This is a genomic window from Streptomyces tatrensis, assembly GCF_049310065.1.
In the GTDB taxonomy this organism is placed as follows: Bacteria; Actinomycetota; Actinomycetes; order Streptomycetales; family Streptomycetaceae; genus Streptomyces.
This window is the reverse complement of record NZ_JBMDLB010000007.1, coordinates 514,270-532,378: the sequence shown is the minus strand read 5'-3', so window position 1 is coordinate 532,378 and position 18,109 is coordinate 514,270. Positions and strand designations below refer to the sequence as shown.

The window sequence follows — 18,109 nt, the reverse complement described above, 5'->3', positions numbered from 1 at the left end:
CTGGTTCGGGGCCCGAACAACTGCCATGACCCGTGCGGCCGACCGGCCCGGACGGCTCGGCGCCCCCGGCCGGTCCGGGGAACCGCCCGCGTCAGGTCCGCCCGTGCCAGCGGCCAGGGCCTCAGCCCGCGGCCAGGGCCTCAGGCCACGGCCAGGGCCTCAGCCCGCGGCCAGGGCCTCGACGAGGCTGTCCACGACCCGGCTGAGCCGTCCGTGGCCCCCGTGCGCGGCGCGCTGCCGGGCCGCGCCCGTGCCTTCGGTCCTGACCTCCTCGAGCAGGGCGTCGACGAGCTCCGAGTCGCCCGACGCCGCGAGTCCGGGGGCGGCCCGCTCCCGTAGCCGGTCGATCAGGGTCCACGCGGGCACCGGGACGCCGTCGACCGGGTCCAGGCCGTCGCCGTGGAGGCCGTGGGCGGCCGCGAGCAGGTGGGCTTCGCGGAGCCGCGCCGTATGCGGTTCGGGGGCCGGGGACCCCGAGGCCGCCTCCGCGCGCAGGGTGGCGGCCAGGCCGCGTACGAGGACGGCCAGGAGGACGACCGTGCCGATCCGGGCGTTCACGTCGGCCACGCGGATCTCCAGCGTGGGCACGTGCTCGGACGGACGGGCGTACCAGTAGATCATCCGCCGGTCGAGCACAGTGCCGCTGCGCACGAGGTCATCGGCGCAGCGCTCGTACGCGGCTTCGTCGAGGACGGGGGCCGGCCCGACGGTCGGCCAGCGGGCGTACTCCACGGCCCGCCGGCTGGCGTAGCCGGAGTCCCTGCCCCGGTCGAAGGGGGAGTTGGCCGCGAGGGCCTGGAGCACGGGCAGCCAGGGGCGCATCCGGTTGGCGAGGTCGAGGGCCTGGGCCCGGCAGTCGACCCCGATGTGGACGTGGCAGCCGCAGATCGCCTGGTCGTAGTCGCCGAGGACCGAGGCGAAGTGGGACTCCATCCTGTGGTAGCGCTCGTCGGGCGTGACCGTCAGCGGATGCTCGGGCGGTACGACGGGAAGCCCCGCGGCCACCAGCAGGCAGTCCTCGGCGGCCGCGGCGCGGATCACCTCGGCCCGGATCCGGGACAGCTCCGACCGGAGCGCCGCGGCGTCCGTGGTGGGGCTGGTGCAGACCTCCACCTGGGCGGTGAAGAACTCCGGCTGGACCAGCGGCCCGAGCGTGCGCGCGGCGGCTTCTATGACGCGGGGGCCGCGCCCCACCGGGGCCCGGCTGCCGCGGTCGACGAGCAGGAACTCCTCCTCCACTCCCATCGTCAGGACCGGGACCCGTCCGGGAAGGCACGCGTCTCCTTCCCGTCCGGAGGCCGAGGGCGTGGACACGGTCAGTGACATCGGAACCCCTTCCGTGGATCCGAAGCGGCTGATGAACGGCGCCTACCCCTCGGATCGCCGCCCACGCGGGGAGGCCGCCGGAGAACCGGCTCCGGCGCGGCCGTCAGCCGAACGACGGGACGAAGGGCAGGTAGTCCTGGTCCGGGACGGACGGGATCACCGTGTAGCTGGCCTCGGGAAGTTCGTTCCACACACCGGGCAGGTCCCCCAGCGGCTCGGAGACCACGATGCGCGACTCGTCTGAGATCTCGCGGAGGTACTCCACCTCGGGGTGGAGGCGGCGGACGGTCTCGGCGCGGCTGCTGTAGAAGAGCGACCGGGAGGCGCCCTGGCTGGAGTACCGGAAGGCCCAGAGCCGCTCGCCGTCGCTGATGGCCAGGGTCATCTGGAGCGGTTCCGCGACGCCGTGCTCCTTCCCGAGCCGCTCCACGAGCCCGGCCATCCTGGCCACCGCTCCGGGGACGTCCTGGTCGAGCCCGAAGGTCACCGCCAGGTAGAACATCACCTCGGAGTCGGTGGAGCCCTCGATGGACGAGAAGAGGGCCGGGTCCACGGCCAGGCAGAGGTCGCGCTGCAGCCGCTGGAAGTCCGCGATGGCCCCGTTGTGCATCCACAGCCACCGGCCGTGACGGAAGGGGTGGCAGTTGGTCTGCTGGACGGCCGAGCCCGTCGAGGCGCGCACGTGCGCGAAGAACAGGTGCGAGCGTACGTGGGCCGCGAGCTCGCGCAGATTTCGGTTGTTCCAGGCCGGTGCGATGTCCCGGAAGACGGCCGGCGTGCCGTCCCCTTTTCCGGCGTGTCCGCTGTACCAGCCGAGCCCGAAGCCGTCGCCGTTCGTCGCCTCGACCCCCATCCGGGCGTGGAGGCTCTGGTTGATGAGCGAGTGCTCCGGACGGTAGAGCACGGCGTCGAGCAGCATGGGCGAACCCGAGTAGGCGAGCCACCGGCACATGCGCAACCTTCCCTTTCGCGGCCTCATTCCGAGCCTAACCCCGCGGGCGTCCGCGGTCCTGGGCCCACCGTCCGGTCCGCCGCGTGACGGGCCCGGGAAGGCGCCCGTCACAGCCGGGCGCCACCGTGGCGGGGGCCGGGTCAGCAGATCCGCGGCAGCTGCTCCCCGAGCGGCAGGTCCACCACGCGGGTGCCGCCCAGCCGGGTGCGGGCCACGACCATGCCCGGGTGGGCCTCCACGGCCTCGCCGATCACGGTCGCCCCGCGCCCCAGCGGATGCGCCCGCATCGCGTCGAGCACGGCCTCGGCGTGCTCGCGCGGTACGAAGGCCACGAGCTTGCCCTCGTTGGCCACGTAGAACGGGTCCAGGCCGAGGATCGAGCAGGCGTTCGCGACGGCCGGGGGCACGGGCACCCGGGCCTCGTGGACCAGCACGCCGGTGCCGGAGGCCGTGGCGATCTCGTTGAGCGCGGCGGCCAGACCGCCCCGGGTGGGGTCGCGCAGGACGTGCAGGTCGGGGGTGACCGCGAGCATGCTCCGTACGAGACCTCTCAGCGGCGCGCAGTCGCTCTCCACGTCGACCCCGAACTCGAGGCCTTCGCGGACGCTCATGATGGCCACGCCGTGCAGCCCGATGTCACCGCTGACGATCACCACGTCGCCGGGCACGACCCGCTGCGGGCGCAGGTCCACCCCCGCCGGGATGAGGCCGATGCCCGCGGTGTTGATGTAGACGCCGTCCCCGTGGCCGCTCTCCACGACCTTGGTGTCCCCGGTGACCACCTCCACGCCCGCGGCGCGCGCCGCTTCGCCCATCGCGCGGGCGACCCGCGAGACGACGGACATCTCGACGCCCTCCTCCAGGATGAACCCGCAGGAGAGGTAGGCCGGTTCGGCCCCCGACATGGCCAGGTCGTTGACCGTGCCGTTGACCGCGAGGTCGCCGATGCAGCCGCCCGGGAAGAACAGCGGGCGCACGACGTAGGAATCCGTGGAGAAGGCCAGCCGTACACCCCCGAGGGAGAGCGCGGCGGAGTCCCCGAGCTGGGCGAGGGCGGGGCCGCCGAACTCCGGGAGGAAGAGGTGCTCGACGAGTTCGGCGGACAGCGCGCCGCCCCCGCCGTGGCCCATCACCACCCGCGGATGGTCGCGCAGCGGCGCCGGGCAGGTCCAGCCGGTGATGTCCAGGGGTGCGGTCTCAGCCAACGGGGCTCGCCTCCAGCGGCGTCGTCGGGGCGGCCGGCGCGGCCTGGAGGTCGAGCCGGCGGTAGAGGTAGTACGCGGCGCAGGCGCCCTCGCTGGAGACCATCGTCGCGCCGAGCGGGTTGCGCGGCGTGCACAGCGTGCCGAAGGCCTCGCACTCGTGCGGTTTGATGAGCCCCTGGAGCACTTCGCCGCTGCGGCACTCGGCGGGCTCCCGCGTGGTGATCCCGGTGACCGAGAAGCGGTGCTCGGCGTCGAACTCCCGGTAGTGCTCGGACAGGCGCCAGCCGCTGTCCGGGATGACCCCGATCCCGCGCCAGGCCCGGTCCGTGACCTCGAAGACGTCCTCCAGCATGGCCAGGGCGGCCGGGTTGCCCTTCGGGCGGACGGCGCGCTCGTAGGCGTTCTCCACGGTGTGCTCGCCCCGTTCGAGCTGGAGCACGGTCCGCCGTACGCCTTCGAGGATGTCCAGCGGCTCGAAGCCCGTCACCACGATGGGCACTTGATACCGCGCCGCGAGCTCCGGGTACTCCGCCATCCCCATCACGCTGCACACGTGCCCGGCGGCGAGGAAGCCCTGCACCCGGCAACTGGGGGAGCGCATGATGGCCTCGATGGCCGGGGGAACGCGTACGTGGGAGACCAGCAGGCTGAAGTTGGGGATGCCGAGCCGCTTCGCCTGATGGACCGTCATCGCGTTCGGCGGGGCCGTGGTCTCGAAGCCGATGCCGAAGAACACCACCTCCCGGTCCGGGTTCTGCCGGGCGATGGTCAGGGCGTCGAGCGGAGAGTAGACCACCCGTACGTCACCGCCCTCGCTGCGGACCCGGAACAGGTCCCGGCCGGTCCCAGGCACCCGGAGCATGTCCCCGAAGGAGCAGAAGATCACGCCCGGCCGGGAGGCGATCTCCAGCGCCTTGTCGATGACCTCCAGCGGGGTGACGCAGACGGGACAGCCCGGTCCGTGAATCAACTCCACTTGATCCGGGAGGAGTTGGTCGATCCCGTGCCGGATGATGGTGTGGGTCTGGCCGCCGCACACCTCCATCAGGGCCCAGGGCCGGGTCACCGTGGCGTGGATCTCGTCCAGCAGCCGCCGCGCGAGGGCGGGATCCTGGAACTCGTCGATGTACTTCACCGGGGCCCTCCCTCGCTGCCATCGCCACCGTCGGCGTCGGCGCAAGTTCCCAGGAGTCGCCGAACTCCTCCTGGAGCATGCCGAGTTCCGCGAACAGCGCGAGGGTCTGCTGGGCGGACTCCTCGTCCAGGCGCTGCAGTGCGAAGCCCACGTGGACGATGGCGTACTCGCCGACCTGGAGGTCCGGCAGGTACTCCAGGCACACCTCCTTCTGCACGCCGCCGAAGTCGACCGTGGCCATGCGGGTGCCGTCCTTGTCCGCAACGTCAAGCACTTTGCCGGGTACCGCCAAGCACATGGGCCTCTCCTCGCTGTGGGGGGTCGGTGACGCCGCGGGCGGCCGCCACCATGAGCTGACCGAGTGCCAGCCCGCCGTCGTTCGGCGGGACTTGGCGGTGCCGCAGTACGGTGAAGCCGCGCTCGCGCAGCGCGCGGGCGCAGGCCGAGGACAAGAGGGTGTTCGCGAAGACCCCGCCGGTCAGGGCCACCGTGTCCAGCCCGTGCCGCTCGCGCGCCAGGACGCACAGATCGGCGACGAGCCCGGTGGCGGCGGCGTGGAAGCGGGCCGCGATCACGGACGGAGCCACCCCCGCCCGCAGATCGGCCACCACCGACACCAGCAGGGGCGCCGGATCCGCGGTGACGGGACCCTCGTCGCCGGGAGTCGGGGAGTTCAGGGCGAAGCCGTACGGGCGGGGGCCGGGATCCGCGGCCCGGAATCCCGCCTGTTCCGTGGCCCGCAGCGCGGCGGACTCCAGCTCCATGGCGGCCTGGGCCTCGTACCCGGAGCGCTGGCAGATGCCCGCCAGCGAGGACACGGCGTCGAAGAGGCGTCCCATGCTGGAGGTCGGAACGCAGTTCAGGCCGAGCTCCAACTGCCGCGACAGGACCCGGAATTCCTCCTCCGGACAGCTGCTCGCACACGGCAGGTCCGGATCCCAGGGGATGCCCGCGGCCCGCAGGTGCGACAGGGCCATGCGGTACGGCCGGTGCACCGCGGCGTCGCCACCCGGCAGCGGCACGTACGCGAGGTGGGCGAAGCGGGTGTACCCGGCGTAGTCGGCGAGGAGCACCTCGCCGCCCCACACCGCGCCGTCGTCGCCGTAGCCGGCGCCGTCGAACGCGACGCCGATCACCCGGCGGCCGCCGTCCAGTCCGTGTTCGGCCAGCGCGGACGCGATGTGCGCGTGATGGTGCTGTACGCGCACCAGCGGCCGGCCCCCCGCGTTGCGGACCGCCCACCGGCCCGACCGGTACCCGGGGTGGCGGTCGGTGGCCAGCAGGACGGGCGACACCCCGGTGACGGACTCCAACTGCCCCTCGGCCCGCTCGAAGGCGATCTGGGTGGCCAGGTCGTCCATGTCGCCGATGTGCGCGGACAGCCAGGCCCGGCGGCCCTCCCCGAGGCAGAGGGCGTTCTTCAGGTCGCCCCCCGTCGCCAGGGTGGCGGGAACCGGAAACGGCAGCGGCAGCGGGGCGTAGCCGCGCGAGCGCCGGACCAGCAGCGCGGCACCGTCGCAGACCCGCACCACGGAGTCGTCGCACGGCACGTGGATGGGCCGGTCGTGCGTGAGCCAGCCGTCGGCGAGCCCGGCCAGCCGCTCCAGGGCCTCGTCCTCCTCGGTGACGATGGGCTCACCCGCGAGGTTCCCGCTGGTCATGACGAGCAGTCCGGGCCCCGGGGGGTCGCCGGGAAGCCCGAACAGCAGCTGGTGGAGCGGGGTGTACGGGAGCATCACGCCGAGGTCGGGGCTGCGCGGCGCGACCTCCTCGGCCGGTCCGGGGACGCCGGCCCGCCTGCGGAGCAGCACGATGGGCCGGACGCCGCCCGTGAGCAGGGCACGCTCCTCGGGGCCGATGTGTGCCAGCCGCTCGGCCTCGGCGAGGTCGCGTGCCATCACGGCGAACGGCTTGTCACCGCGGGACTTGCGCCGACGCAGCTCCGCCACGGCCTCCGGGCGGGTGGCGTCGCAGGCCAGGTGGTAGCCGCCGAGCCCCTTGACCGCCAGGATCGCGCCCCGGGCCAGCATGCGGCGTGCCCCGGCGACCGGATCCGTACCGGTGAGCTCGTACGGGTCCCGCCCGCCGCCGGCGACCAGCAGCCGCAGCCGGGGACCGCAGGCCGGGCAGGCGACGGGCTGGGCGTGAAAGCGGCGATCGGCCGGATCGGCGTACTCGCGGGCGCAGTCGGGGCACATCGGGAAGCCGGCCATGGTGGTGTGCGCGCGGTCGTAGGGCAGCCCGGTGACGATCGTGAAGCGGGGACCGCAGTGCGTGCACGTGATGAAGGGGTGGCGGTGGCGGCGGTCCCCGGGATCCGCCAGTTCCGCGAGGCAGGCCGCGCACGTGGCCGTGTCCGGGGAGACCAGGGTCCGGGACGGGCCGCCGCTCCGGGAGGCGATGATCGCGAACCCGGCGCCGCCGACCACCGGCACCTCGCAGTGGTCCACGGCGTCCACCACGGCGAGCGGCGGTGCGTCCGCCGCGAGGCGCTCGCAGAACGCGGACACGGCGGCCGCCGCTCCCTCGACCTCGGTCACCACGCCCTCCGGGGTGTTGGTGACGTGGCCGGCCAGGCCGAGCCCGGTGGCGCGGGCGTAGACGTACGGCCGGAAGCCGACGCCCTGCACCACGCCCTGGACGGTGACCCGGCGGCGCTGCACGGACTCCATCAGAGGGACTGCCCGTGTGCTCGCGCTGCCGCGGGAGTGCCGGCCGGCACCGGTGCGTGCGTGTGCCTCTGGCCGTGGTCATGGCCGTGGTCATGGCCGTGCCCGTGATCGTGCCCGTGTCCGTCGCCGTGCCCGTTGTCGTGGCTGTGGCTGTGGCTGTCGCCCGTACCGGCGCTCTGCACCCCGGTACACGCACGGGCCATCACCGGGGTGTGCGCCGCGGCTCCCGCTCCGACCGCCTGCGCACGGTCCAGCAGGAGGCCGAGGCCCTCGCCGGTGCGGGCCGAGGTGAGGACGACCTCGACCCCCGGGTTGACCTGCTGGACGTTCGCGCGGAAGGCCGCCTCGTCGAACTCGACGGCCTGCGCGATGTCCGTCTTGGTGACGACGACGAGCTGGGCCAGCCCGAAGGCCGTCGGGTACTTCAGCGGCTTGTCCTCGCCCTCGGTCACGGACGCGAGGACCACGCGCAGCGATTCCCCGAGGTCGTAGGAGGCCGGGCAGACCAGATTGCCGACGTTCTCGACGAAGAGCAGCCGGGTCTCCTCGGGCAGCCAGCCGTGCAGGTGGCGGCTCAGCATCGCGGCCTCCAGATGACACAGCCCGTCGGTGAGCACCTGCTTGACCGGTGCGCCCGAACGGGCCAGCCGTACCGCGTCGTTCTCGGTGGCCAGGTCCGCGGTCAGGGCGGCCACGGCCACCCCGCGTTCCCCCGCCAGCAGCAGTTCCCGCTCCAGCAGGGCGGTCTTGCCACTGCCCGGACTGGACAGCATGTTGACCACCGTCGTGCCGCGGGCGGTGAGTTCGGCGCGCAGGGCCTGCGCGGCCCCGTCGTTCTTGGCGAGTACCGCCTGTTGCAGGTCGACCACTCGGCACATGGGCCAGGCCTCCTCGGAGATCGGTGCGCGGCAGGGGGCCACAGCGGCCGCGGTGGCCACGGCAGCCGCGGTGTCCTCGGTGGGCCGGGCGTCCTCCCAAGTCACCGTGAGGATGCGCAGCTCGCGCCCGGACGGCAGCTCGACCTCCGTGGCCCTTCCGCACGCGGGGCAGCACAGGTCGGGGGGCATCCCCACGGCCCAGTCGCCCGTGCAGGCGCCGCAGCGCGCGCGGGCCGGCACGGACCGGACGACGAGCTCGGCCCCCTCGAGGACCGTTCCGGCGCAGGCCAGTTCGAAGCAGAAGCCGAGTGCGTCCGGGACCACCCCGGCCAACTCGCCGACCTGGAGCTCCACTCGGCTCACGGCGCAGGCGGCCTCCGGGGCCGCCTCTTCCACCTGGCCCACGACGGCCATGGCGATCGACATCTCGTGCATGGGATGGGGTCTCCGTCCTGCCGGGGCTCATTAGACCGGCAGGACCCGGGCGCCGTGGCCGGGCACGCCGCAGGCCCGTACGCCCCGTACTCCATTCGGAGGCCGGGGCGTACGCGTTCACATGCGGCGGATGCGCAAGTAGCGCCTGATGTCGGGCAGGACCTGCTTGAGGACGGCGAGCAGGGCCAGGGCGGTGGCCCCGCCGACGACGGCCTTCTTCATGGGGTGCTCCTCAGTTCTCGGCGGTTCCGGTCGTCCGTCCCGGGGGCGTACGGCTCCTCCTGCCCGAGCAGGTCCAGGAGCGCGCGCACGGCCCGCGGCACGGCGTCGGCCACGGGTGCGCTCAGCCCGATGCCCTCCTCGAGGCAGGCGGGTTCGCAGCCGAGGACGAGCACGCGCCGGGGCGCCTCGGCGCCCGTTCCGGCGCACAGGGTGTCCAGCAGGGCGAGGACGGTGGCGGGCGACATGTCGTGGCCGTCGAGGGCGGCCCCGCCCGGGGGAGCGCCCACGTCCTCCTCGCCGACCTCGATCAGGTACAGGGTGCCGGGCGCCCCGCCGCGCGCGGTGGCGTCGACGAGGACGACCGTGTCGTAGCCGTCCAGCAGCTGGTAGGCGAGGTGGACCCCGCGGACTCCGAAGTCCACCGCCTCCACACCCTGCGGCAGCGGGTGCGCAGACAGGGCCCGCAGGGTCTCCACGCCGAAGCCGTCGTCGCCGAGGAAGACGTTGCCGATGCCCGCGATCAGGGTGCGCCCGCCCACGCCGGCCCTCACGTCCGCTCCTCGGGGGTGACCTCGTCCGGCTGGAAGTACAGGAACCGGCCCTGCTCCCGGCGGATGTCGGCGCCCGGGTCGCCCTCCACGGTGACGGCGAGGTGCACCCCTCCGTCGACATCGTGCAGGACTGCCTCCACCTGGGCGGTGCGGCCCTGGAGGAACAGGTCCTGGGCGTCGGTCCGCCGCAGCCCCGGGCGCAGCACCACGCGGCTCCCGACGCCCACCCGGACGCCGTCGACCGTCACGTGCTCGGGTACGGGCGCGGCGGAGTCCGCCCCGGCCGGGTCCCACCAGGGCGTCCCGGGCCGGAACAGCGCGTCCGCGTCCGGTGCGGCGGCCTCGCCGGTGATGTCGCGCAGGCCCCGTACGGCCCCGTGCAGCCGCTCCAGCACCTCGGGCGGCATCGAATCGGCCAGCTCGATCACGGCGGCCGCCCGGGGGTCCGTCCCGCGGGCCTCCCGCTTCTCCTGGTCGGTGAGGGCCGCGGTGCGCAGGGCCAGGATCTCGTCGATCTCGGTGGCGTCGTACATGGCCCCGGCGCTCTCGGGGGCGATGGCCGGGTGGTCCTCCAGGATGATCGGGGAGGACAGGACCACGTCCGTGCGGCCGGGCTCGCCCGCCAGTACCGGCCAGGTGTTCCGGTTCTCGCAGCTCGCGACCGCCCCCTTGGCCCACTCGGGCGGGTCGGTCATCGACAGGAAGGAGCCGGAGCCCAGCGCCAGCAGGAGGTGGGCGGCGACGAGGGAGCGGGGCAGCGCCTCCTCCCGGGTCGCGGACGGATCCGCCGGGGCCCACGGGCTGGTGTTCTCCACCACGGCGGTGAGCTTCGACACCCGGTAGGGGCCTTCGAGTTCGTCCGCGCGCAGGCGCAGCAGGCCCTCGATCCGTTCCGTACGCCGCACCAGGCGGCCGACCGTGCGGCCTTCGGCGTCGAGGACCGGTTCGACCTCCTCGCGGGCGGGCCGGTCGAAGGGGAAGACTACATCGGCGCCCGACAGTTCGGCCACGGCGACGGACACCTCGACCCGTTCCTCGGTCCCCTCGTCCCAGGGGACCAGTACCCGGTCGGCCAGCTGGAGTTCGGCGACCTCCTCGAACGAGCCGTCGGCGCCGGCCCGTTGGACCGTGCGCCGCTGCGCGTGCAGGAAGCGCAGCTCCACGGAGAGCGTCGCCGCGCCCCGGGGCTCCAGCAGGATCTCGGTCCGCTGGAAGGAGTGCTCCCCGTGGGCGGGGGCCCAGGCGGGCGGCACGAGCACGCCGAACTGCCAGCGCATCCGGTTCTTCGCCGCGGAGGCCCGGTACGGGTAGAGGACGTACCCCTCGAAGAGGACGGCGTCGGCCACCTGCCGGGCCGTGGCGAAGCGCGAGTCCGGTGCGCCGGTGAGGGTGCGGGCGGTGGTGGTCACGGCGCGGTCCTCTCGATGACGAGCGGCGGCGGCGCCCCCAGCCGGACCGGAGCGGGCGCCGGCCCGGCCGCGGCGTCCAGGAGGGTGCGCACGGTGGCCTCCCAGGAGGGGAGCGCGTGCCGCGAGCGGAAGGCGAGCAGGTCGGCCATCGTGTCGGAGGGCAGCCGCAGCCAGCCGCACCCGGGGAAGTGCTGCTCGACCATCTCCCGCCATACGGCCACGGGCATCCGGTACGCGGCCTCGCGGTCCCAGGGCACCGGCTCCACGTGGAAGCCGCCCGCCCCGGTGAAGGCGGTCCCCGAGAACAGCATCAGCATCGGGACCTCACCGCCCTGGAGCGCGGCGAAGTAGCGGGTCGCCGCGATGTCCATGTCGTAACTGCACGGCACCACGAGGTCGACCTCGGTCTCCCCGGTGAAGCTCGGGACCATCACCGAGACCTGCGCGAACTGCACCGGCTGGAGGGTGGAACCCCAGCGCGAGGGGTCGCCGAAGAGGTCGGCGAGCCCGTCGGCCTCGACCGGGCCGTAGCGGCGCTTGGCCGGCTCCACGCGGAGCTGGCAGCGCAGGGCGACGGCGTGCACACGCACCCCGGGCGAGGCGGTCAGCCGCAGCCGGAACACCAGGGTGGGTCCGGCGGCGTACGGATCGGCGCGCACCCCGGTGCAGGCGAAGGCGAAGTCCGTCACGGCCGCCGCCCCGCTTCCACCGGATTCACCGGATCCACTGGATCGGGGGCGAGCACCCGGGCCCGCCGTTCCACCCGTTCGAAGAACACGCGCAGGGCCTCCCGGGCCTCCGCGCCCCCGTCGAAGCCCTGCCAGAGCATCCGCATCCGGCCCACCAGCTCGTAGCAGATGTCGATGGGGACCAGGTGGCAGGTGGTGTCCCCGGCCGAGCGGTGCAGCAGCAGGGCCTCCACGTCGGGTTCCAGCAGGCCTGCCAGCCGCGCGGCGCCGAGCACGCGCTGCCAGGTCTCGGCGTCGAGCTCGCTCTCGGTGGCTCCGGCGGGGCTCGGGTAGAGCGCGACCAGGCGGTCGAGGGCGGCGTTGCGGAAGAGGAAGGCCACCCCGACGGGGATCTGGAGGGCCTCCCAGGCGCCCAGCGGATGCGCCGGGTCGGTGAGGTAGCGGTCCGGTACGGCGCGGAACCGGCCGGTGGCCGCCCCCGGCCGGTCGAAGAGCAGCGCGCAGGCGGTGCAGGCGCAGACCAGGGCCCGCCGCTCGGTCTCCACCAGGTGCCGGTGGGCGTCCTCGGCGACCGCCACCCCGCACAGTTCGCAGGTCTCGGGGCGCGGCGGGCGCGCGCCGGCGAACCTGCGCAGGCCGCGCGCGGCCGGGGCGGGCGCGCTCACCGGACCCGTGCCGGGGTCTGCGGGCGGGCGCCGATCTGCAGGAGGGCCGGGGCGGGGGCCGCCTGCTCCACCTCCACGGAGGTCACTTCGGGCGCGAAGGCCGCCAGGGCGTCCGCCACGCCCCGCGGGACCGGGGAGGAGTCGGCCTCCGAACCGCCGCAGCCGCAGCCGCCGGCGGCGGGAACGCCCAGCCGCAGGACGCCCGAGGCCGCGTCGAAGCCGAGCAGCTCCGCCGGCTCCGGGGCGGAGCGCAGCGCCCGCCCGATCCGGACGAGCACGTCCTCGGGGTTGAGGTCGTGCAGGGCCAGCAGGCTCGCGACGAGCTCGTCGTCGAGCAGCGGAGCCAGGCCGTGGTCGCCGAGCCGCTGCGTGATCCGGGCGAGCCCCGCCCCGTAGAACTCCATGAGCCCGCGGACCAGTTCCTCGGCGGCGGCGCAGGCCGCCCGGTCGCCCGTGGCGGCGAGCCGGTCGAGGACCTCGTCCACCCGCTGCCCGGCCTGCCGCGCGTCCAGCGCGACGTTCGCGGCGCCCGCGGCGCCCGCGCGTGCGGCGCTCATCCGCCCAGTCCGCTCAGGCCGGTGGGCACGTGCATGTTCTTGACGGTCTTGCCGCCGCCGACGTACATGTGCACCCCGCACGGCAGGCACGGGTCGAAGCTGCGGACCGCCCGCATGATGTCGATCCCCTTGAAGTTCTCCGGGGTGTTCTCCTCGAAGATGGGCGTGTTCTGCACGGCGTCCTCGTACGGTCCCGGTGTGCCGAAGGTGTCGCGGGTGCTGGCGTTCCACGGAGTCGGCGGGTACGGGTGGTAGTTGGCGATCTTCCCGTCGCGGATGACCATGTGGTGCGACAGGACGCCCCGTACGGCCTCGGTGAAGCCGACGCCGACCGCCTGGTCCGGCACCTCGAACTTCTCCCAGGTCTGGGTGCGTCCGGCGCGGACCTCCGCCAGCCCCTTCTCGGCGCAGTGCAGCGCGATGGCGGCCGCGTACGCCTGGAAGTAGGTACGGGCCCGGTTGCGCTCCAGGGCGTTGCTCCACTTGGGGATCCGCCACTCGAAGGTCGTCTCGGGCTTGGTCATCGTCTTCGGCAGGTTGATGACCACGCTGTGCCCGGTGGCCTTGACGTAGCCGACGTCCACCAGCCCGGACAGCGCCGTGGACCAGAGCCGGGCGATGGGGCCGCCGCCGGTGTCGAGCGCCAGGTGGTCCTTGCCGTCGAACCAGCGGGGCGACATCACCCAGCTGTACTTGTCGTCGAAGTTCCGCTTCTGCGGGGCCGGGATGGTGTGCTGGTTCCACGGATGGCGCGGGTCGACCGGGTTGCCGAGCGGGTCGTGCGTGACGAACTGCTCCTGCCCCTGCCAGTCGTCGTAGTACGAGCTGCCCAGGAGAATGCGGATGCCCAGGTTGATCTCGGTGAGGTCGTTGGTGACCAGTTTGCCGTCCACCACCACGCCCGGGGTGACGAACATCTTCCGTCCCCAGTCGGTCATGTTGGCGTACGTGAAGTCGCAGTACTCGGGGTCGTTGAGGGCGCCCCAGCAGCCCAACAGGACGCGCCGGCGGCCCACTTCCTCGTACCCGGGCAGGGCCTCGTAGAAGAAGTCGAACAGGTCGTCGTGCAGGGGCACCACCTTCTTCATGAACTCCACGTACCGCATCAGGCGGCTCATGTAGTCGGTGAAGAGCTGGACCGAGGCGATGGTGCCGACGCCGCCCGGGTAGAGGGTGGAGGGGTGCACGTGGCGGCCCTCCATCAGACAGAACATCTCCCGGGTGTACCGGCTGACTTGGAGGGCCTCGCGGTAGAACTCGCCCTCGATGGGGTTGAGCGAGCGCATGATGTCCGCGATGGTGCGGTAGCCGTGCTCGCCCGCGTGCGGGGCGGCGGTCCGCTCGGCCAGCTCCAGGACCCCGGGGTTGGTCTCGCGGACCATCTTCTCGCAGTAGTCGACCCCGACCAGGTTCTCCTGGAAGATGTTGTGGTCGAACATGTACTCCGCGGACTCGCCGAGGTTGATGATCCATTCGGCGAGGTGCGGGGGCTTCACCCCGTAGGCCATGTTCTGCGCGTAGACGGAACACGTGGCGTGGTTGTCGCCGCAGATCCCGCAGATGCGGCTGGTGATGAAGTGCGCGTCACGGGGGTCCTTGCCGCGCATGAAGACGCTGTAGCCACGGAAGACCGACGAGGTGCTGTAGCACTCGGCGACCCGCTTCTGCTTGAAGTCGATCTTCGTGTGGATGCCGAGACTGCCCACGATCCGGGTGATCGGATCCCATGCCATCTCGACCAGGCCGCTGCCGTCGCCGGCTGCCTTCGTCTTCGGTTCCATCGTCTCTGCCGTGACCCTTCATCAGCGCGGGTGGAGGAGGTGTGCGGGGTGGGGCGGGCGGGTGGTCGTCGGGGCCGGCTTCACCAGGGCGGGCGGTAGCCCGTCGTGAGCTTCTCGCCGGTGTGGCGCCACTTGGGCTCCTGGTCGACGGTGTGCAGGGTGATCGCCCGGAGCCTTCGGATCAGGGCGCCGTACGCGCCGCTGGCCTTGGTGGAGACCGTGGCGCCCGGCGGCTTGTCCATGAACGGCATGAGCTTGTCGGGGAAGCCCGGCATCGTGCAGGCGATGCAGATGCCGCCCACGTTCGGACAGCCGCCGATGCCGTTCATCCAGCCGCGCTTGGGCACGTTGCACTTGACCACCGGACCCCAACAGCCGATCTTCACCAGGCACTTGGGGGAGTCGTAGGTCTCCGCGAACTGGCCCTGCTCGTAGTACCCGGCCCGGTCGCACCCCTCGTGCACCGTGTTGCCGAACAGCCACGTGGGCCGCAGCTTGTCGTCGAGCGGGATCATCGGGGCCGAGCCGGCCGCCTGGTAGAGGAGGTAGGTCAGGGTCTCGGAGAAGTTGTCCGGCTGGATCGGACAGCCCGGCACGCACACGATGGGGATCCCGGCGTGCGACTTCCAGTCCCAGCCCAGGTAGTCGGGCAGGCCCATCGCACCCGTCGGGTTGCCCTCCATCGCGTGGATGCCGCCGTACGTGGCGCAGGTGCCGATGGCCACCACGGCGAGCGCCTTGGGCGCCAGCCGGTCGATCCACTCGCTGGTGGTGATGGGCTGGCCGGTCGCCGGATCGTCGCCGAACCCGCACCAGTAGCCCTCGGCCTTGATCTTCTCGTTGGGGATGGAGCCCTCGACCACCAGCACGAAGGGATCGATCTCGCCCCGCTCGCCCTTGAAGAACCACTCGATGAACGTGTCCGCGCCCCCGACGGGACCGCACTCGAAGTCGATCAGCGGCCAGTGCACGGCGATCCGGGGCAGCCCGGGCAGCGTCCCGGTCACGATCTCCTCGATGCTCGGCTGCATCGCGGCGGTCAGGGACACGGAGTCCCCGTCACAGCTCAGGCCCGCGTTGATCCAGAGGATGTGGATCAGCGGGTCGTCCGCGGCCGGGGGCCCGTCACCGCGAGGGGCTCATCGGCCCCACCTTTCTTGCTAGTAGCACCCGCCGGGGACCGGTGCCGCGTCATGTACACCCGGTCCGGTGACGGAGACCGGCGGCGAGCCCGGTCGCGCGGACGGCGGAGCACCGAGCCGGGCCGGTACCGCCCGCGCGAGGTGCGGCGGGGTCGCGTCCGGGCGCACCTTGCCCACGAAGGCCCGGCGCAGCGCGTGGTACGGGGCCTGCGGGTCGAAGAAGGTCTGCCGCATCCGCTCCAGCTCGGCCGCCCGGTAGGAGGCCAGCGGGCGCCGCTCCTCGTCCAGCTCCCGGCGCGCCTTCTTCACGGCGATCCGGGAGCCGGTGGCGGGGTGGCCGGCGAGCCGGGCGGCGAGGGCCGCGGCCCGGTCCGCGAACTCCGCGGGCGGGCAGGCGATCGTCCGGTCGACCAGGCCCAGCCGACGGGCCGCAGCGGTGCTCAGCGGCAGGGCCTGCCCGGTCAGGTGCTCCGCGCCCGCGGAGCCGATCCGGCGCGGCAGGGTATACGTCCAGAACTCCGATCCGTACAGGCCCATCAGCCGGTAGTGCGGATTGAGGACCACACCGGAGCGGCACCACACCTCGTCTGCGGCGAGGGCCAGCATGGCCCCTCCGGCGGCCGCGTTGCCGCCCAGCGCGGAGATCACGAGCCGGTCGGTGGTGGTCAGGACGGCCTCCACCAGGTCGTCCATGGCGTTGATGTTGGCCCAGGACTCCTCGGCGGGATCCGCGGCGGCCTCGATGACGCCCAGGTGGATCCCGTTGGAGAAGAAGTCCCGTCCACCGCCGAGCACGAGCACCGAGGTCGGCCGGGCACGGGCCGCACGGTAGGCGTCCAGCAGGCGCCGGCAGTGGGCGGTGCTCATCGCGCCGCCGGGGAAGGCGAACGACAGGAACCCGGCCCCGCCCTCCTCGTGGTAGCCGATGTCCGACCAGGTAAGGGGCCGGGGCCCCCGGCCGGCTTCCGCCGGGGCGGGCAGCTCGGGCAGCTCGGGCAGCTCGGGAAGCAGGTCCCCGAGCGCGAGGGTGGCGGGGAGCTTGGGCGCGGCCGGCTGCCCCGGGGAGCGGTGGGCGCGCAGCTCCGGGATCCACACGGATCCGTCTGCGGTGGCCCGGCAGATGGCTCCCGCCCTGGTGGCCAGCAGTTCGCCGGGACGGCCGCGCAGCCGGTCCTCCGGGTGGCCGCCGTGCAGGTACCAGACGCCGCCGAGCAGCTCGTCCCGTACACCGGGCCGGGAGTCCGCCGCGCGCAACGTGCGCAGCACCCGCTCGGTACCGTCCCGCAGCCAGTCGATCCGGCGGTGCTCCTGGCGCAGCAGGGGGCGGGCCAGGCCCCCGGTCTGCGGCTCGGGGACGTACGTACCGCCGGCGTAGCGGTCCACGGCGAGCAGGACGGCCTCCAGGGCGGCGTCGGCCACCTCGCCCCGGTACCAGAGGCTCTTCGACCCGCCCGGGTCCGGGCCGGGGCACTCCACCGAGGCCCACACGTCGCCGGCGTCCATCTCCGCGTTGGCCTGCAGGACGGTGACGCCCCACCGCGGGACCCCGTCCAGCACCGCCCGGTCGAGCGAGGAGGGACCCCGGTCCCCGACCGGACCGGGATGCACGATCAGGCAGGTGTGGGCGGACCAGACCTCCTCCGGCACGGCCGAGGTCAGCATCGGCGCGACGATCAGCTCGGGGCGGTGGCGCCGGACGGACGCCGCCAGGTCGGCGGTGGGGAGCGCCAGCTCCACGGCGACGCTGTGGCCGCGGTCGCGCAGCTCGGCGTGGACCCGCTGGGTGAGACTGGTGAAGGCGCTCGCGACGAGCAGGACGTGCACGGGGACTCCCTGCGACGGACCGGTGCCACGGCACGGGGTCACCCGGCCGGATCGGCTGTGCGGGGCCGGCGCGTGACCGGCCGCCAGAGATGTTTCGGCACGCCCGCGGGCGAGCGCGCGCGCCCCGCTGCCCTTGTCACCCGTACGCGCCTGCGCACAGGGCCGCTCGGCGGCAGCGGACGCGGGGCCGCCCCGAACCGCGGCCTGGGCAGGAACCGGTCGCCGCGCCCCGACCGGCGGCGGCCCGGGCGCTGCCCCGGGGTCCCCGCCCGGCGATGGCGTCCTGGGCCGCACCCGCGGCTCCGGCCCGGACGGATGCTGCGGGCGCTGACTCGGCGCCCGGCCCGGGCAGAGGCCCGAGCGGTGGCCGGACCGGCCTGGCGTTCGCGTGAGCGGTGTCCGGACCGGCCTGGGCGTTCGCATGAGCGGTCTGGTGCCCCATCGGGACCGGTCGCGCGGGCAGTGGCTCGGCGCCCGGTCTGGGTGCTGGCGTGGGGGCCGCCGGTTTTCGCCCGGCGAGGACCTGAGCGGTGTCCGGACCGGCCTGGGCGTTCGCATGAGCGGTCCGGTGCTCCTTCCGGACCGATGGTGTGGGCGGTGGCTCGGCGGTCGGTTCGGGCGGTGGCGCGGATGGCGTGCCGGCTCTGCTTCCGGCCCGAGCGGCGG

15 protein-coding genes and 2 pseudogenes are annotated in these 18,109 nt (G+C 73.6%); all 17 read right to left on the bottom strand.

What is annotated here, in order from left to right:
• Nucleotides 1-159 precede the first annotated feature (159 nt).
• The 17 genes and pseudogenes from ACODT5_RS06105 to ACODT5_RS06025 all read right to left on the bottom strand — a co-directional run bounded on the left by ACODT5_RS06105 (nucleotide 160) and on the right by ACODT5_RS06025 (nucleotide 17,443).
• Nucleotides 160-1,326, bottom strand: coding sequence for a carboxylate-amine ligase (locus ACODT5_RS06105; RefSeq protein ID WP_422518158.1), 1,167 nt, complete (start codon nucleotides 1,324-1,326; stop codon nucleotides 160-162).
• Nucleotides 1,327-1,429: 103 nt separating this feature from the next.
• Nucleotides 1,430-2,278 (bottom strand): class II glutamine amidotransferase, encoded by an 849-nt coding sequence (locus ACODT5_RS06100; protein ID WP_422518157.1) that lies wholly within the window; start codon nucleotides 2,276-2,278, stop codon nucleotides 1,430-1,432.
• A gap of 140 nt (nucleotides 2,279-2,418) precedes the next feature.
• Nucleotides 2,419-3,483: a hydrogenase expression/formation protein HypE gene (gene hypE / locus ACODT5_RS06095; protein ID WP_422518156.1), complete on the bottom strand. Its 1,065-nt coding sequence runs from the start codon at nucleotides 3,481-3,483 to the stop codon at nucleotides 2,419-2,421.
• On the bottom strand, nucleotides 3,476-4,618 hold the full coding sequence (hypD, locus tag ACODT5_RS06090; protein WP_422518155.1) for a hydrogenase formation protein HypD: 1,143 nt from the start codon (nucleotides 4,616-4,618) through the stop codon (nucleotides 3,476-3,478). The genes hypE and hypD overlap by 8 nt, the downstream gene beginning before the upstream one ends.
• 34 nt (nucleotides 4,619-4,652) lie before the next feature.
• Nucleotides 4,653-4,916: pseudogene (locus tag ACODT5_RS06085) on the bottom strand (HypC/HybG/HupF family hydrogenase formation chaperone); the annotation flags it as partial.
• Nucleotides 4,885-7,290: a carbamoyltransferase HypF gene (gene hypF / locus ACODT5_RS06080; RefSeq protein WP_422518154.1), complete on the bottom strand. Its 2,406-nt coding sequence runs from the start codon at nucleotides 7,288-7,290 to the stop codon at nucleotides 4,885-4,887. The pseudogene ACODT5_RS06085 and the gene hypF, both read right to left, overlap by 32 nt.
• Nucleotides 7,290-8,168, bottom strand: coding sequence for a hydrogenase nickel incorporation protein HypB (gene hypB, locus ACODT5_RS06075; protein WP_422519568.1), 879 nt, complete (start codon nucleotides 8,166-8,168; stop codon nucleotides 7,290-7,292). The genes hypF and hypB overlap by 1 nt, the downstream gene beginning before the upstream one ends.
• A gap of 9 nt (nucleotides 8,169-8,177) precedes the next feature.
• A pseudogene (locus tag ACODT5_RS06070) lies at nucleotides 8,178-8,603 on the bottom strand (hydrogenase maturation nickel metallochaperone HypA/HybF); the annotation flags it as partial.
• A 117-nt stretch (nucleotides 8,604-8,720) separates the two neighbouring features.
• Nucleotides 8,721-8,825, bottom strand: a complete 105-nt coding sequence (locus ACODT5_RS06065) for a DUF6893 family small protein (protein WP_422518153.1) — start codon at nucleotides 8,823-8,825, stop codon at nucleotides 8,721-8,723.
• Nucleotides 8,822-9,376, bottom strand: coding sequence for a hydrogenase maturation protease (locus ACODT5_RS06060; RefSeq protein WP_422518152.1), 555 nt, complete (start codon nucleotides 9,374-9,376; stop codon nucleotides 8,822-8,824). The genes ACODT5_RS06065 and ACODT5_RS06060 overlap by 4 nt, the downstream gene beginning before the upstream one ends.
• Nucleotides 9,373-10,785 carry a hypothetical protein gene (locus tag ACODT5_RS06055; protein WP_422518151.1) on the bottom strand — a complete coding sequence of 471 codons (1,413 nt, stop codon included), beginning with the start codon at nucleotides 10,783-10,785 and terminating at the stop codon, nucleotides 9,373-9,375. Before ACODT5_RS06055 ends, ACODT5_RS06060 begins: the two co-directional genes overlap by 4 nt.
• On the bottom strand, nucleotides 10,782-11,474 hold the full coding sequence (locus ACODT5_RS06050; RefSeq protein WP_422518150.1) for a DUF6084 family protein: 693 nt from the start codon (nucleotides 11,472-11,474) through the stop codon (nucleotides 10,782-10,784). Before ACODT5_RS06050 ends, ACODT5_RS06055 begins: the two co-directional genes overlap by 4 nt.
• A complete protein-coding gene (locus tag ACODT5_RS06045) occupies nucleotides 11,471-12,139 on the bottom strand; it encodes a DUF5947 family protein (protein WP_422518149.1) in 669 nt (222 codons plus the stop codon). The genes ACODT5_RS06050 and ACODT5_RS06045 overlap by 4 nt, the downstream gene beginning before the upstream one ends.
• Nucleotides 12,136-12,696, bottom strand: a complete 561-nt coding sequence (locus ACODT5_RS06040) for a hypothetical protein (RefSeq protein WP_422518148.1) — start codon at nucleotides 12,694-12,696, stop codon at nucleotides 12,136-12,138. Before ACODT5_RS06040 ends, ACODT5_RS06045 begins: the two co-directional genes overlap by 4 nt.
• The gene (locus ACODT5_RS06035; protein WP_422518147.1) at nucleotides 12,693-14,477 is read right to left on the bottom strand and encodes a nickel-dependent hydrogenase large subunit; all 1,785 of its coding nucleotides are present in this window, start codon (nucleotides 14,475-14,477) and stop codon (nucleotides 12,693-12,695) included. The genes ACODT5_RS06040 and ACODT5_RS06035 overlap by 4 nt, the downstream gene beginning before the upstream one ends.
• Nucleotides 14,478-14,557: 80 nt before the next feature.
• On the bottom strand, nucleotides 14,558-15,577 hold the full coding sequence (locus tag ACODT5_RS06030; RefSeq protein ID WP_422519567.1) for an NADH-quinone oxidoreductase subunit B family protein: 1,020 nt from the start codon (nucleotides 15,575-15,577) through the stop codon (nucleotides 14,558-14,560).
• A gap of 60 nt (nucleotides 15,578-15,637) precedes the next feature.
• Nucleotides 15,638-17,443, bottom strand: a complete 1,806-nt coding sequence (locus tag ACODT5_RS06025) for a hydrogenase maturation protein (protein ID WP_422518146.1) — start codon at nucleotides 17,441-17,443, stop codon at nucleotides 15,638-15,640.
• Between the last annotated feature and the right edge of the window lie 666 nt (nucleotides 17,444-18,109).

What these genes read in the sequence shown, in the direction of transcription:
- ACODT5_RS06105 (WP_422518158.1), bottom strand. Translation starts at nt 1,326, where the DNA reads ATGTCACTGACCGTGTCCACGCCCTCGGCCTCCGGACGGGAAGGAGAC.
- ACODT5_RS06100 (WP_422518157.1), bottom strand. Translation starts at nt 2,278, where the DNA reads ATGTGCCGGTGGCTCGCCTACTCGGGTTCGCCCATGCTGCTCGACGCC.
- hypF (WP_422518154.1), bottom strand. Translation starts at nt 7,290, where the DNA reads ATGGAGTCCGTGCAGCGCCGCCGGGTCACCGTCCAGGGCGTGGTGCAG.
- hypB (WP_422519568.1), bottom strand. Translation starts at nt 8,168, where the DNA reads ATGTGCCGAGTGGTCGACCTGCAACAGGCGGTACTCGCCAAGAACGAC.
- ACODT5_RS06065 (WP_422518153.1), bottom strand. Translation starts at nt 8,825, where the DNA reads ATGAAGAAGGCCGTCGTCGGCGGGGCCACCGCCCTGGCCCTGCTCGCC.
- ACODT5_RS06040 (WP_422518148.1), bottom strand. Translation starts at nt 12,696, where the DNA reads ATGAGCGCCGCACGCGCGGGCGCCGCGGGCGCCGCGAACGTCGCGCTG.
- ACODT5_RS06035 (WP_422518147.1), bottom strand. Translation starts at nt 14,477, where the DNA reads ATGGAACCGAAGACGAAGGCAGCCGGCGACGGCAGCGGCCTGGTCGAG.